Origin of the sequence: Mesorhizobium sp. M0293 (assembly GCF_040321735.1) — a bacterium.
Lineage (GTDB): Bacteria > Pseudomonadota > Alphaproteobacteria > Rhizobiales > Rhizobiaceae > Mesorhizobium.
The window spans coordinates 1-604 of record NZ_JAMYSA010000323.1; the positions used below are offsets into that span (position 1 = coordinate 1).

Here is a 604-nt window from a genome sequence, read left to right on the forward strand (position 1 = left end):
TGACTGGAGGTCAGAAAATGAACATTAAGAGCCTTCTCCTCGGCTCCGCTGCGGCCCTGATCGCAGTTTCCGGTGCGCGCGCCGCCGACGCCGTCGTCGTCGCCGAGCCGGAACCCGCTGAATACGTGAAGATTTGCGACGTTTACGGCGCTGGCTACTTCTACATCCCCGGCACCGAGACCTGCCTGCGCATCGGCGGCTTTATCCGCTATGACATCAGCGCCGGCGAGGAAGGCAGCTTCGATGGTGCTCGCGCCACCGACGTTGAGGACGGCACCGAAAACGACACCTGGCACAAGAATGCCCGCTTCACGCTGAAGACCTGGACCGGCCAGGAAACCGAACTCGGCACCTTGAAGACCTTCACCGAGACCCGCTGGAACTTCGGCAATGGCGACGGTGCTATTGCCGGCAATGCCACTCCTTCTCTGAACTTCGCCTGGATCCAGCTCGGTGGTCTCCGCGTCGGTAAGGACGAATCGGCGTTCAATACGTTCATCGGCTATGCCGGCAACGTCATCCAGGATACGCTGGTTCCCTACGGCGATTTCGACACCAACGTCGTCCAGTACTACTTCGACGCTGGCAACGGCTTCTCGGCCGT

At 60.8% G+C, this 604-nt stretch carries 1 protein-coding gene; it reads left to right on the plus strand.

Translation table 11 applies throughout. The features are described 5' to 3' along the window. Window positions 1-17: 17 nt before the first annotated feature. The coding region (locus NKJ06_RS35700) for a porin (RefSeq protein ID WP_352812638.1) at window positions 18-604 on the plus strand (587 nt) is incomplete at its 3' end.